The following is a 13,158-nucleotide window of genomic DNA, read 5'->3' as shown; positions in this document are numbered from 1 at the left end:
ACGTTACTCGATAATGTCCCATCCTTGAAGCCCAACTTGTCGGATGTGGTTGGACAATAGTCGTCTGCCTGATTCGGGTAGGATTGGCGAAAATGTCGGGGCAAGCTCGAAAAAACAAGGAAATCCCGAGTTGAAACTCAGTGATATCGCACAGTTGGCCGGTGTGTCCGTAACCACCGCCAGTTATGTCATCAATGGCAAGGCTGAACAGCAACGCATCAGCAGTGCTACCGTCGAACGCGTGCGCGCGGTCGTCGAACAACATGGCTTTACGCCCAATCCTCAAGCGGCCGGTCTGCGCAGTCGGCACACCCGCACCCTGGGTTTTATTCTGCCGGACCTGGAAAACCCCAGTTACGCACGAATCGCCAAATTGCTGGAACAAGGCGCCCGGGCACGCGGCTATCAATTACTGATCGCCAGTTCCGACGATGCGCCAGACAGCGAACGACAATTGCTGCAACTGTTCCGCGCCCGGCGCTGCGATGCACTGATCGTTGCCAGTTGCCTGCCGGCCGGTGACGACAGCTACCGCCAGTTGCAGGCCAAAGGCATCCCGATCATCGCCATCGACCGGGTCATGGAGCCCGAGCATTTCTGTTCGGTGATCAGTGATGACCGCGAGGCCAGCCTGCAATTGACCCGCAGTCTACTGGACCCGCAGCCCAAGCAGATCGCCTTGATCGGCGCGCGCCCCGAGTTGAGTATCAGCCAGGAGCGCTCGGCCGGCTTCAAAGAGGCACTCGAGGGGTTCAAAGGCCAAGTATTGATCGAGCATGGCGAGTCGTTCAGCCGCGAATGCGGCAAGCAGTTGATGGAAGAAATGTTGCAGCGCCTGGGGCATCTGCCCGATGCGCTGGTCACCACTTCCTACGTGCTGCTCCAGGGCGTGTTCGACGCCTTGCACGACTTCCCGTTGAAAACCCGTCCGTTGCGTCTCGGTACGTTTGGCGACACGCAGTTGCTGGACTTCCTGCCGCTGCCAGTCAACGCCATGGCCCAACAACATCAACTGATTGCCGATAAAGCCCTGGCACTGGCACTGGCCGCCATCGAGCAGTCCGATTACCAACCTGGCGTGCAAGCCATCGCACGGACCTTCAAGCAGCGCATTCACCGGGACTGAACCGTGGAGCTGATCGACAGCCACACTCATCTGGATTTTTCCGATTTCGACGAGGATCGTCAGGCGCTGCTTGCCGAAAGCCGCGCATTGGGCGTGCGACGGATGGTCGTGCTGGGGGTGTATCAGGCCAATTGGCAGCGGGTCTGGGACCTCGTGCAAAACGATCCCGACCTGCATGCAGCATTCGGTTTGCACCCGGTGTACCTCGAAGATCACCGGCCTGAAGATCTGCGTGAACTGGCTGACTGGCTGACGCGTCTGGCCGGCCATCGACAGGTGTGCGCCGTGGGCGAGATCGGTCTGGATTACTTCATCGAAACCCTGGATCGCGAGCGCCAGCAGGCGCTGTTCGAGGCGCAACTGCAACTGGCGGCGGACTTCCATCTTCCGGCACTGATCCACGTTCGACGCAGCCATGCGGCGGTGATTGCCACGCTTAAGCGCTTTCGGTTGAAACGTGCCGGGATCATCCATGCCTTTGCGGGCAGCAAGGAAGAAGCTCGCGAATACATCAAGCTCGGGTTCAAACTGGGTCTGGGCGGTGCCGCGACCTGGCCGCAGGCGCTGCGCATGCACCGTGTGCTCGCCGAGTTGCCACTTGACTGCGTGGTGCTGGAAACCGACTCACCGGACATGGCCCCGGTCATGTTTCCCGGTCAACGCAACAGCCCGGCGCACCTGCCCGCAATCTGTGGCGCATTGGCGCAAATCATGGCAATCAGCCCCGAGCAGTTGGCCACCGTCAGCACGGCCAATGCCTGCGAGCTGTTCAACTGGTAATCAATCGGCGTGGGCTTTGGCGGCTTCCAGAATTAACGTGATGTGTTGCCGGCGCCGAGCAAATTGAATGACCAGAAAGTAAGCCAGAATCGCGATCAGTGAAAAATTCAGCTGTTCGACCACGCTGAGCATCCCGATCCATTCCATGACCAATGCCACCAGAATCGCCGAACACACCATCACCCGCGTGCTTGCCCGCAGCATGGAAAGTGAGTCCAGCGACTTGAAGCGCTTGATCTGTTTCGGATCACGCAACTGCAAGGCTTTATGGCAGTGAGTACAGGTAAACGATTCGTTGATAGCAATAGCGTTGAGTTGCCAGGCCTCGAGCACACGCGTGCTCCCGCAATGGGCGCAATGCCCCTGGACTCCAATTGTTGCGGCCGACATAACCGGGCCTCCTCAGGGCAGGTCAGAGTGATTGATCTTCCTCCATTGAAGACGAAAAATCTGAATACGCAGGAAATCAGGACCTTACCCACTCACAAAGGTAAAAGTTACTACAGATTATGCGCAAAAACTGTGGGAGCGAGCGTGCTCGCTCCCACAACTTTTACTCAAACCCTGAACGCGCTGATCAGGTGTTTGAGCTCCACCACCTGAGCGGACAACGCGCGGCTGGCATCTTCGGTCTGGTGCGCGCCTTCGGCGGTCCGTTCCCCGGCCCGGTTGATCTCGACGATGTTCTGATCAATGTCGTGGGCGACGGCAGTCTGCTGCTCGACAGCGGCGGCGATCTGCTGGTTCTGGTCAACGATCATGCCGACAGCGCCGAGGATGTTTTCCAGCGCCTGCTGGACCTTCTCCGACTGCCCGACCGTGCCATCGGCCACCTGATGGCTGATGCCCATGGCTTTCACCGCCGCGCCGACGCCGCTGTGAAGCTTGCTGATCATCTGCTCGATTTCTTCGGTCGATTGCTGGGTGCGCTTGGCCAGCGTGCGGACCTCATCGGCCACCACCGCAAAACCACGCCCCTGTTCCCCGGCCCGAGCGGCTTCGATGGCGGCGTTAAGGGCCAACAGATTGGTCTGTTCAGCGATGCTTTTGATCACCTCTAGCACGCGGCTGATGGACTGGCTGTCGCTGGCCAGTTGATTGATCACCAGCACCGACTGATCGATCTCGCTGGCCAATTGCGCGATGCTGCCCTGCTGGGACGCCACCAGCCCGCGACCGCTGATGGTCTCATCGTTGACACTGTGGGCGCTGCTGACTGCAGCGGCGGCACTGCGCGCCACCTCAAGGGAGGTCGCCGACATTTGGTTCATGGCAGTGGCGACCTGTTCGATCTGACTACGTTGCCCGGCCACCGCCTGGTTGCTCTGGGTAGAAACGCTTTGAACCTGCCCGGCCTGGCGCTCGACCTCGTTGACGGTCTGCCCGACGCGTTCGATCAGGTCATGGATTTTCTTCACGGTGCCGTTGAACACCTCGCCCAGCTCACCGAGTTCATCACGACTTTCGGCGCGGAAGGTCACCGTCATGTCGCCCGCAGCGACCGTGTCCATCATGGCGCCAAGTCGTTTGAGGGTGGTGCGGGTGGACGCGTAGAAGCCGCCGTAAAGGTAAAAAATCAATACAAACACCACTGACAACGCCACGGCCTGCAAGACCATGTGAGTGCGGTTCTGCTCCAGTCGCTGCTGCAACTGGGAACCCAGGAACTTCAGCGTGGCTTCGTTGAGTTGGTAGGTCTGGTCCATCAGGGCAGTGACTTGATCGTAAAAACCCTGCCAGGGTGCATCGAGGGTGTCTGCCATCACCACTTTTTCTTCGAACAGCTCACTGGCTTTTTTCAGGGAGGCTTTGCTGCTATCGGCTTGAGCGGCCAGGGTTTCATGCGCCGCTTTGCTGGAGCCCAGTGCATCCTGCAATTTCAGGCTGTATTCGCCCTGGAGTTTTTCGATCTGCGCCAACAACTCATCGAACCGAGTGCTGGATGCCGAGTTGAGAAAGCCCTGCCCCAGGGAATAGGACCCCATCGCCCGGCCATCGCCCAACAGTTGGGTCACAGGCGGGGTGACGTTGGTGATCAGTTCGCTCAGTTGACGCATGTCGCTTTGGCTGTCACGGCTGAGGCCAGCCTGAGTGGCGATGATCTGGCTGAAAATCTGCGCATTACCAAGCAGCTTGCCGATCATTCCGCTTTTGCTTTGCAGGGAGGTTTCCGCTTGCTGGGCCTTGAACGCCGCGATCATTTCATCGCGTTTGCCGTTGAAAACGCTGATCTGCTCCGGATCTGTGGTCATCGCCGTCAGTCCTTGCAGACGCGCCAGGATACTTTGCCCTAGCGTGCCGATCTGCGACTCGATATTGCCGGCCTTGCCAGACTGCCCGAGTGTGACGTTGATCTGCACCAGATTGTTCAGGGTTTCCAGGTCTCGCCGCAGCGTCAGGCCGCTGCCCAGCAGGTCGAGGCTCTGCAGTTCAACTTGTGTGCCCTGAAACTCACGATAGGAATCGCGCACCAGATAGAAGTTGGTGACTAGCATCGGCACCAAAAACAGCACACTGATCAGGCTGAACTTCATGCCGAAGCTCAGTCGATTCATCAGCGCGACGGCGGGATAGAGCAAGCTCTTCACTGGAAGTCTCCCTTTGCATTCTTATTTTTATTTGGCAGGCGCAGCTCAGCGGCAGATAGCCACTATTCAGCGCTATCCCTGTATATCTTAAATCGGCAGGTGGTTTTGTAACTTAAGGTTAACGGGAGGAGGCACAGGCCCGCAGCAGCCTGCATGCGGCTGCGAAGCATGCACCGTGGTTTGGCAGGGTGAACGCGTCGTTTGGATACATGGCGGCTGTGCAGCCGGACGCAGGCAGCGCCAGCTGCTACAGGCATCGATGGGTTACGGCAGGACGGTCCACAGCGCGAAACCGGCGTACCAGAGCACTGCCGCGCGCAATAGCAACTCCCAGATCCGGTCCAGATTGTTGATGCCATCCGGCCCGACGACCGGTGCAGGAATTTCACCGGCCACCAGCCCAACCTTCTCGATCAACTGGGCGGCGCTGATGTTCCAGTTCAGCAACTCATGCAACATCACCCGACTAACGGCGACAAAATTGCCGACCAGCGAAAAACTCGCCGCCAGCAACCGCACCGGTACCCAATCAAAGGCATGACGCAATTGTGCCGCGCGTTCGACCACGCCCGGGTTCTGCCCATGCTCTTCGGCCAGCGCCAACAGGCGATAACTCAGGGCCGCGACCGGTCCGAGCAGGAAGTACCAGAAAATCACCGCAAAGAAACTCTGGTAGGCCTCCCACAGCAAGTGCGCTTCGACCCGCTCCAGCAATTGCTCGCCGCTGTCGGCGCAAATATCCAGGTCCCGTTTGGCCACATGCGCGGCAGCTTGCAGGTCTTCGCGGCGCCAGGCATCGCGAAACGGACCGAGACCGGCCAGCAAGTCACCGCGTCCCAGGCTGTAAATCACCACCAGCAAATGCACCGGTAACGCCAGCAGACCGTAAGCCACCGGATCCAGCACCACCAGCAGCAAGCCCAGCAGCGCGACCGGCAACAACACCAGGATGACCAATATCAACCATGGCCGGTCGATCAGACGTGGCGTGACCTCAAGCTTGTTCAGCTCGCGCACCCAACCGCCATCACGCTGGACCCGATGACGCAGGGCCGAGAATTTCTCGATCCATACCGCCAACAGCAACACCAGAAAACTCATTGTCCTTCCTCTTTTGCCAGGGCTGCGCGATAGCGTGCCCAGTCGAACGCGGGTCCTGGATCGGTCTTGCGCCCCGGTGCAATGTCGCTATGTCCGCAAATACGCTGCGCGGTGATGCCGGGATAAGCACTTTGCAGTTGGCGGGTCAAAGCTGTCAGCGCGTGATATTGAGCATCAGTGAACGGCAGATCATCCGTGCCTTCGAGCTCGATGCCCACGGAAAAATCGTTACAGGTTTCCCGGCCCTCGAAACTTGAAACACCAGCATGCCAAGCCCGATCAAGACAAGAGACAAACTGAGTGACAGTACCGTCACGCTCAATCAGAAAGTGGGCCGACACCCGCAAGTCAGCAATGCCTTCAAAATAAGGATGCTCCGTGACATCCAGACGATTCTGGAAGAATTCCTGCACTTTGCCAGTGGCGAACTGCGCAGGCGGCAAGCTGATGTTATGGATCACCAGCAGGGAAATTTCGCCCGAGGGGCGCGCATTGTGGTTGGGTGAGAGGCATACATGCACGTCCTGACACCAACCGCTCGCGAGGTCCAACTGCATACAGGTTCCTTCAACGAAGTCTGTGTTGGCGCTCAGTATGCCGCGATAGCCCCTCGGGACGCGATCACTTGCCGCCATTGAGTCGGCGCTTCGCACTGAAATAGACGCTGCAGGCGGGCATCGACTTAGCCAGCGAATCGACCAATTGCAGCCCTCAGCGTCAACGGAACACCTCGGACACCTTGGGTTGATTCGTGCCATGGCCCTATAATCGGGGCACTTTGTTTGTGGAGTCCGTTATGCCGAATCTACGCCTCGCCGATTTGACTGCCGAAATCGAAGCCAACGTACGCCGTGCGTTGCGTGAAGACATCGGCAGCGGCGATATCACCGCGCAGTTGATCCCGGCCGAGCGCCTGGCAAAAGCCACCATCATCACCCGTGATGCCGCCGTCATTGCCGGCACGGCGTGGGTCGATGCTGTGTTCCGGCAACTGGACCCGCGGGTTGCGGTGCATTGGCAGGTCAAGGATGGCGAGCGGGTAATACCCAATCAGATTCTGTTCCACCTGGAAGGTCCGGCGCGCTCACTGCTCACCGGCGAACGCAGCGCGCTGAACTTCCTGCAAATGCTGTCGGGCGTGGCCACGCGTGCGCAATACCTGGCGGACTTTGTCGCCAATACTCAAGTGAAGCTGCTCGACACCCGAAAAACCCTGCCTGGCTTGCGTCTGGCGCAAAAGTACGCCGTCACCTGCGGCGGTTGCCATAACCATCGTATCGGCCTTTACGACGCCTTCCTGATCAAGGAAAACCATATCGCTGCCAGCGGTGGCATCCCGGAAGCCATTAACGCCGCCCACAAGATTGCACCGGGTAAACCGGTGGAGATCGAAGTGGAAAGCCTGGATGAGCTCAAAGAAGCGCTGGCGGCGGGTGCCGACATCATCATGCTCGATGAATTGAGCCTGGATGACATGCGCGAAGCCGTGCGTCTGAACGCAGGCAAGGCAAAACTGGAAGCCAGTGGCGGGATCAACGAAAGCACGCTGCTGCCCATCGCCGAAACCGGGGTGGATTACATCTCGATTGGCGCGATGACCAAGGACGTGAAGGCTGTCGATCTGTCGATGCGGTTAAGCCTCTGATCGAGCCTTGTAGAACGAAAAACGCCAGCCTTGTTCAGGCTGGCGTTTTTGTCAGACCACCAGATTGTTCATCTCGCAGTACTCTTCCCACTCAACGCCCAACACCTCGGCCGCCTCCTTGTGCAGTGCCAGGCGTGCAGCCTCGTACTCTTCCGGGGTCGAAGTGTACTTGAGCGTCAATTCCCACGGCTGCAAGCCCTGGGCCTCGGCCTCGTCCTCGAACGCCCACTGGATCTGGTCTTTCTGATCATCGGCGGGCAGGTCTTTGATTTCGTCCATCAATTCAGGCGCGTCCAGCACGTACTTCTTCAGCGCTTCTGCGTGCCTGGCTTCCTGGGTCAATTCTTTAACGGTCATGTCGTTCTCGCTGATCTGGGGAATGGAAGATGGATCTGGATCATCAAGGATCTCTCTGACGCAAAAAACCGGTTGAAGCCCGGTTTATCTGGCCTTCAGAACCATTCGGGGATCATCTGAAAACTGCAAAGCGGTGCTTGTGCAAGCTTCGAATATAGGACGTTTGCTTGCCGATTTATATGGACTTTTACATCAAATCTACAAAAAAAGACTGGAGGAACCTTTCTGAAAATTTTGTCTCGCGTCGCAGGAACAACACGTAAAAGGTAAAGTCATAGCGATGTGCCATATAAGCACTTCACAAGGAACCCTAGTGATGTCCGGTCTTACCAAATGTTCGTCTGCCCTTCTCTCTGCTGGCACGGCTGCCCTTCTTCTTGGCAGCCTGGCGCTGTCAAATACCGCTCAAGCCTTGGAGTACAACACCGACAGCGCTTCGACTTCCGATAAATTTCTCGCTTTCCACAACTATTACGGCAAAGACGTGATGGTCAGATCCAGCGTCAGTACCGAGGATGTGGAGAAATTACAAAGAACCATAAAAACCAATACGGCTGATCTGGAAGAGCTGAAGAAAACCGTCAGTGAACAAGCGCGCCTCATCGAAGAGCTCAAGCGTAACAACGGCTCCAGTTCCAGCTCCAACGCCAGCGAAGTGACCAACCTCAAGCGTACCCTCGGCGAACACGAAACCGGCCTGAAAAATCTCGCCAAGGCAATGGACGAACTCAAACGCAACAGCGGTTCGAGCTCCAGCACCAACACCAGCGAAATGACGGACCTCAAGCGTACCGTCAGCGAACAGCAAAACGGCCTGGTCGCCATGGCCAAGCAGTTGGACGAGCTCAAGCGCAACAGTGGCCAGAGTTCCAGCTCTAGCTCCAGCGAAGTTTCTGATCTCAAACGCAACGTCAGCGAGCAGGATAACAACCTGAAAAAGCTCGCCAGTCAGATGGACGACCTCAAACGCAGCAGCAGTTCGAGCTCCAGTTCCAGTTCCAGTTCCAGCGAAGTGGCCAGTCTCAAGCGCTCAGTCGACGAACAGGATAATGACCTCAAAAGACTCGCCAGCCAGGTCGAAGACCTCAAGCGCAGTGCTGGATCGAGTTCCAGCTCAAGCTCCAGCGACCTGTCCAGCCTGAAGCGGGAAGTCAGCGATCAAGACAATCAACTGAATCAGCTCAAACGCGAGGTGGATGATCTGAGCAGAAAGGTGAAATAAACGGGGGAATGGTGCCCGAGACAGGAATCGAACCTGCGACCTTCGCGTTACGAGTGCGCTGCTCTACCGGCTGAGCTACACGGGCGGTGGGCTAAACCTAGCACCGGTCGCAAGGTCCGGCAACTTGAGGCTCGCCACAGTCATTTCAACAGACAAAAAAATGCCCCGCCGTTTGCACGGCGGGGCATTTTATTACACTAAGGAGTTGGGCTGATTAAACGCCCGAAGCCTTGGCTGCTGCTACGTCTTTGATGGACAGCTTGATACGGCCGCGGTTGTCCACGTCCAGTACCAGTACTTCCACTTCCTGGCCTTCTTTCAGGATGTCGGTCACTTTCTCAACGCGAGCGTCGCTCAGCATCGAGATGTGAACCAGACCGTCCTTGCCTGGCAGGATGTTGACGAATGCGCCGAAGTCGACGATGCGCTCAACCTTACCGACGTAGATCTTGCCGATTTCAGCTTCAGCGGTGATACCCAGAACGCGCTGGCGTGCCGCCTCAGCCGCTTCCTTGGTTTCGCCGAAGATCTTGATCGAGCCGTCGTCTTCGATGTCGATCGAAGCCTTGGTCTCTTCACAGATCGCACGAATGGTCGCGCCGCCTTTACCGATGACATCACGGATTTTGTCGGTGTCGATTTTCATCGCGATCATGGTCGGAGCGTTTTCCGACAGTTCGGTACGCGACTGGCCAATGATCTGGTTCATCTGACCGAGGATGTTCAGGCGCGCTTCCAGGGCTTGGCCCAGAGCGATCTCCATGATTTCTTCGGTGATGCCTTTGATCTTGATGTCCATCTGCAGCGCGGTAACACCCTTGGCGGTACCGGCTACTTTGAAGTCCATGTCGCCGAGGTGGTCTTCGTCACCCAGGATGTCGGTCAGGATGGCGAATTTCTCGCCTTCTTTAACCAGACCCATCGCGATACCGGCAACCGGTGCCTTCATCGGAACGCCAGCGTCCATCAGGGCCAGGGAAGCGCCGCAAACGGAAGCCATCGAGCTCGAACCGTTGGACTCGGTGATTTCCGACACAACACGAATGGTGTACGGGAACACGTCAGCGGCAGGCAGCATGGCTGCAATCGAACGACGGGCCAGACGGCCGTGACCGATTTCGCGACGACCAGCGCCACCCATGCGACCACACTCACCTACCGAGAATGGAGGGAAGTTGTAGTGCAGCATGAACGGGTCTTTTTTCTCGCCTTCCAAGGTATCCAGCAGTTGTGCGTCACGGGCGGTGCCCAGTGTTGCAACAACCAGAGCCTGGGTTTCGCCACGGGTAAACAAAGCCGAACCGTGGGTCTTAGGCAGAACACCGACTTCGATGTTCAACGGACGTACGGTCTTGGTGTCGCGGCCGTCGATACGTGGCTTGCCGTTAACGATGTTTTCGCGAACGGTGCGGTATTCGATTTCGCCGAAAGCCGCTTTGACTTCGCTGGAGGAAGGTTGGCCTTCTTCACCGGACAGCTTGGCAACAACCTGGTCTTTCAGCTCACCCAGGCGAGCGTAACGGTCGGCCTTGATGGTGATGGTGTAAGCCTGGGAGATCGCGTCGCCGAACTCGGCACGGATAGCGCCCAGCAGTGCGGTGGCTTCAGGCTGTGGAGCCCAGGTCCAGGTCGGCTTGGCAGCTTCAGCGGCCAGTTCTTTGACAGCGTTGATCACAACCTGGAACTCGTCGTGAGCAAACAGTACCGCGCCCAGCATCTGGTCTTCGGTCAGCTCTTTGGCTTCCGATTCAACCATCAATACGGCTTCCGAAGTACCGGCAACGACCATGTCCAGGCTCGAAGCTTTCTGTTGTTCGTAAGTCGGGTTCAGCAGGTAACCGGTGCTTTCATGGAACGCAACGCGGGCAGCGCCGATCGGGCCATCGAAAGGAATGCCGGAGATGGCCAGGGCAGCCGAAGTACCGATCATCGCAGCGATGTCCGGATCGGTCTTCTTGCTGGTGGAAACGACGGTGCAGACGACCTGCACTTCGTTCATGAAGCCTTCTGGGAACAGCGGACGGATCGGACGGTCGATCAGTCGGGAAGTCAGGGTTTCTTTCTCGGAAGGACGGCCTTCGCGCTTGAAGAAACCGCCAGGGATCTTACCGGCAGCGTAAGTCTTTTCCTGGTAGTGAACGGACAGAGGGAAGAAGCCCTTGCCTGGATCGGCTTGCTTGGCACCAACGACAGTCACCAATACGCTGACGTCGTCGTCAACGGTGACCAATACTGCGCCGGAGGCCTGACGGGCGATACGGCCAGTCTCGAGGGTAACGGTCGACTGACCGAACTGGAATTTTTTGATTACCGGGTTCACGGTGTCCTACCTTCTTTTGTGGCTCTTGGGGAACTTGTCTTCTTGCGAAATTCTTGGGCAATGTCGGGAGTCGGCCCAACGCCTGTCCAGGGTAAAACGTATATCCAGATAAAACTTGAGGCTGGGAGCCTGCCATGCGCCAGCGGGAAACCCCTGACGCACGGCAGACAACCAACCTCTAGCGCAATCGCTTATTAGCGACGCAGACCCAGGCGACCGATCAGAGTCTGGTAACGACCCAGATCCTTGCCTTTCAGGTAGTCCAGCAGCTTACGGCGCTGGTTTACCATGCGGATCAGACCACGACGGGAGTGGTGATCTTTACCGTTGGCCTTGAAGTGACCTTGCAGCTTGTTGATGTTGTGGGTCAGCAGTGCAACTTGCACTTCTGGCGAACCAGTGTCACCAACAGCTTGCTGGTAGTCAGCTACGATTTGAGCTTTTTCTTGAACGTCGAGAGCCATGAGGCAATCCTTTTATCAGGAAACTGTTTCAGAAAAACAGTTTCAACAGGCCAGGGACAAATCCCTGTATCTAAAAATGAGTAGTGACCGTGCCTGTTAACAGCCACCCTCGTCCGGTCATTCTGACCGAATCAGTCGACGCGGCGCGATGCGCCCGTCTTCGCTCACTTCACCGATACCGATGAAGCGACCGTTGTGATCCTGTACCCGTACCATGCCAAATTTCGGTGCATCCGGGGCTCGAACCGGTTGGCCGTTAAGCCAGTAGAACGAGCTGTGCTCCGAGAACTGCAACAGCGGCCAATCCAGCAGGCCACTGTCCGATGGCATCAGGAAGCGATCAACCGCCTCGTTGCCGCCTTCGGCATGTACCGCTTCCAACTCTTCAAGCGTGACCGTCTGCGCCAGCGTGAAAGGCCCGGCCTGGGTACGTCGCAATTCAGCAACGTAAGCGCCACAACCGAGTTTCTCACCGATATCTTCCACCAGGGTGCGGATATAGGTGCCTTTACTGCAATCCACCGCAAGCCGCGCAGTATCACCCTCAAAGGCCAGCAAATCCAAGCGCGCAATAGTAACAGAACGCGGTTCGCGCTCCACTACTTCGCCAGCACGGGCCAGCTTGTACAGCGGCTGCCCATCACGCTTGAGCGCCGAGTACATCGGCGGTATCTGACTGATTTGCCCACGAAAACCGGGTAAAACAGCTTCGACATCGGCGCGACCAACGGTCACCGGGCGTTCCTGCAAAACTTCGCCCTCGGCATCGGCCGTGGTGGTGGTTTTGCCCAATTGCGCCAGGGTTTCATAAGCCTTGTCGGAGTCGAGCAGGTACTGCGAGAACTTGGTCGCCTCACCGAAGCACAACGGCAACACCCCGGTGGCCAGCGGATCAAGACTGCCGGTGTGCCCGGCCTTCTCGGCGTTGAGCAACCAGCGAACCTTCTGCAACGCGGCGTTTGAGGTGAACCCCAACGGCTTGTCTAGCAGGATAATGCCACTGACGTTACGACGGATACGTTTGACCTGAGCCACCGATTACTCCTTGGCGTCTTCGGGTTCAGCGGCTACCGGGTGCTGATTGTCTTCAGCCACCGCTCGCTCGATCAGGGCCGACAGGTGCGCACCACGCACGACGCTTTCGTCGTAGTGGAAGTGCAGCTGAGGAACGCTGCGCAACTTCATTTCGCGGGCCAACTGCATACGCAGGAAACCAGCGGCGGAGTTGAGCACCTTGATGCTTTGTGCGATGTCTTCGGCGTTGTCCTGCCCCATCACGGTGATGAAGATCTTGGCGTGACCGACGTCACGGCTGACCTCAACAGCGGTAATGGTGACCAGCCCGACGCGCGGGTCTTTGACTTCACGACGGATCAGTTGTGCCAGCTCACGCTGCATCTGATCGCCGATACGTTGGGTACGGCTGTATTCTTTTGCCATGTCTTGTTACCTGTTACTGCCCCACGGTGAAACCCGAGGGGTCTGAAAGCGGCAAACGCCCGGCCTGACAAAAGCCAGACCGGGCGTTGCGTTTAGAGTCCTGACGCTGCGCCGC

13 protein-coding genes and 1 tRNA gene are annotated in these 13,158 nt (G+C 57.6%); 4 read left to right on the top strand and 10 right to left on the bottom strand.

Features of this window, described 5'->3' with window-relative positions; genetic code table 11:
* The first annotated feature begins 130 nt into the window (after window positions 1-130).
* Together cra and LOY55_RS03930 are read left to right on the top strand one after the other, a co-directional pair.
* Window positions 131-1,126: a catabolite repressor/activator gene (gene cra, locus LOY55_RS03935; RefSeq protein WP_046031939.1), complete on the top strand. Its 996-nt coding sequence runs from the start codon at window positions 131-133 to the stop codon at window positions 1,124-1,126.
* 3 nt (window positions 1,127-1,129) lie between these two features.
* Entirely contained in the window at window positions 1,130-1,906 is a 777-nt protein-coding gene (locus tag LOY55_RS03930) for a TatD family hydrolase (RefSeq protein WP_109787629.1), read from the top strand.
* Here LOY55_RS03930 and LOY55_RS03925 read toward each other — a convergent pair whose 3' ends face one another.
* The 4 genes from LOY55_RS03925 to ampD all read right to left on the bottom strand — a co-directional run bounded on the left by LOY55_RS03925 (window position 1,907) and on the right by ampD (window position 6,152).
* On the bottom strand, window positions 1,907-2,296 hold the full coding sequence (locus LOY55_RS03925; protein ID WP_109787628.1) for a hypothetical protein: 390 nt from the start codon (window positions 2,294-2,296) through the stop codon (window positions 1,907-1,909).
* Window positions 2,297-2,463: 167 nt separating this feature from the next.
* Window positions 2,464-4,494, bottom strand: coding sequence for a methyl-accepting chemotaxis protein (locus LOY55_RS03920; protein WP_109787627.1), 2,031 nt, complete (start codon window positions 4,492-4,494; stop codon window positions 2,464-2,466).
* 264 nt (window positions 4,495-4,758) lie between these two features.
* A complete protein-coding gene (gene ampE / locus LOY55_RS03915) occupies window positions 4,759-5,595 on the bottom strand; it encodes a regulatory signaling modulator protein AmpE (protein ID WP_046031935.1) in 837 nt (278 codons plus the stop codon).
* Complete coding sequence (gene ampD, locus LOY55_RS03910) at window positions 5,592-6,152, bottom strand: 1,6-anhydro-N-acetylmuramyl-L-alanine amidase AmpD (protein ID WP_046031934.1); 561 nt, start codon at window positions 6,150-6,152, stop codon at window positions 5,592-5,594. Before ampD ends, ampE begins: the two co-directional genes overlap by 4 nt.
* A gap of 239 nt (window positions 6,153-6,391) precedes the next feature.
* On the opposite strand from ampD, the gene nadC reads away from it, so the two are divergent.
* Window positions 6,392-7,240: a carboxylating nicotinate-nucleotide diphosphorylase gene (gene nadC / locus LOY55_RS03905; RefSeq protein ID WP_109787626.1), complete on the top strand. Its 849-nt coding sequence runs from the start codon at window positions 6,392-6,394 to the stop codon at window positions 7,238-7,240.
* A 51-nt stretch (window positions 7,241-7,291) separates the two neighbouring features.
* On the opposite strand, the gene LOY55_RS03900 is transcribed toward nadC, so the two are convergent.
* On the bottom strand, window positions 7,292-7,597 hold the full coding sequence (locus LOY55_RS03900; RefSeq protein ID WP_046031932.1) for a DUF6388 family protein: 306 nt from the start codon (window positions 7,595-7,597) through the stop codon (window positions 7,292-7,294).
* A gap of 316 nt (window positions 7,598-7,913) precedes the next feature.
* Here LOY55_RS03900 and LOY55_RS03895 point away from each other — a divergent pair, with 316 nt between their 5' ends.
* Window positions 7,914-8,819, top strand: coding sequence for a hypothetical protein (locus LOY55_RS03895; protein ID WP_109787625.1), 906 nt, complete (start codon window positions 7,914-7,916; stop codon window positions 8,817-8,819).
* A gap of 9 nt (window positions 8,820-8,828) precedes the next feature.
* Here LOY55_RS03895 and LOY55_RS03890 read toward each other — a convergent pair.
* The 5 genes from LOY55_RS03890 to rbfA form a co-directional block, all read right to left on the bottom strand.
* A tRNA-Thr gene (locus tag LOY55_RS03890) sits at window positions 8,829-8,904 on the bottom strand.
* A 129-nt stretch (window positions 8,905-9,033) separates the two neighbouring features.
* Window positions 9,034-11,139: a polyribonucleotide nucleotidyltransferase gene (gene pnp / locus LOY55_RS03885; RefSeq protein WP_007942868.1), complete on the bottom strand. Its 2,106-nt coding sequence runs from the start codon at window positions 11,137-11,139 to the stop codon at window positions 9,034-9,036.
* Between the two features lie 194 nt (window positions 11,140-11,333).
* Window positions 11,334-11,603, bottom strand: coding sequence for a 30S ribosomal protein S15 (gene rpsO, locus LOY55_RS03880; protein ID WP_003177875.1), 270 nt, complete (start codon window positions 11,601-11,603; stop codon window positions 11,334-11,336).
* A 117-nt stretch (window positions 11,604-11,720) separates the two neighbouring features.
* On the bottom strand, window positions 11,721-12,638 hold the full coding sequence (gene truB / locus LOY55_RS03875; RefSeq protein ID WP_223522700.1) for a tRNA pseudouridine(55) synthase TruB: 918 nt from the start codon (window positions 12,636-12,638) through the stop codon (window positions 11,721-11,723).
* Window positions 12,639-12,641: 3 nt separating this feature from the next.
* Window positions 12,642-13,043, bottom strand: a complete 402-nt coding sequence (gene rbfA, locus LOY55_RS03870) for a 30S ribosome-binding factor RbfA (RefSeq protein WP_007942872.1) — start codon at window positions 13,041-13,043, stop codon at window positions 12,642-12,644.
* Window positions 13,044-13,158 lie beyond the last annotated feature (115 nt).

Source organism: Pseudomonas sp. B21-040 (genome assembly GCF_024748695.1).
GTDB lineage: Bacteria > Pseudomonadota > Gammaproteobacteria > Pseudomonadales > Pseudomonadaceae > Aquipseudomonas.
Note: the sequence above shows the minus strand (reverse complement) of the source record. Positions and strands in the feature narration are given on the sequence as shown.

What these genes read in the sequence shown, in the direction of transcription:
- nadC (WP_109787626.1), top strand. Translation starts at nt 6,392, where the DNA reads ATGCCGAATCTACGCCTCGCCGATTTGACTGCCGAAATCGAAGCCAAC.
- rbfA (WP_007942872.1), bottom strand. Translation starts at nt 13,043, where the DNA reads ATGGCAAAAGAATACAGCCGTACCCAACGTATCGGCGATCAGATGCAG.
- rpsO (WP_003177875.1), bottom strand. Translation starts at nt 11,603, where the DNA reads ATGGCTCTCGACGTTCAAGAAAAAGCTCAAATCGTAGCTGACTACCAG.
- LOY55_RS03895 (WP_109787625.1), top strand. Translation starts at nt 7,914, where the DNA reads ATGTCCGGTCTTACCAAATGTTCGTCTGCCCTTCTCTCTGCTGGCACG.
- LOY55_RS03900 (WP_046031932.1), bottom strand. Translation starts at nt 7,597, where the DNA reads ATGACCGTTAAAGAATTGACCCAGGAAGCCAGGCACGCAGAAGCGCTG.
- ampE (WP_046031935.1), bottom strand. Translation starts at nt 5,595, where the DNA reads ATGAGTTTTCTGGTGTTGCTGTTGGCGGTATGGATCGAGAAATTCTCG.
- ampD (WP_046031934.1), bottom strand. Translation starts at nt 6,152, where the DNA reads ATGCAGTTGGACCTCGCGAGCGGTTGGTGTCAGGACGTGCATGTATGC.
- LOY55_RS03925 (WP_109787628.1), bottom strand. Translation starts at nt 2,296, where the DNA reads ATGTCGGCCGCAACAATTGGAGTCCAGGGGCATTGCGCCCATTGCGGG.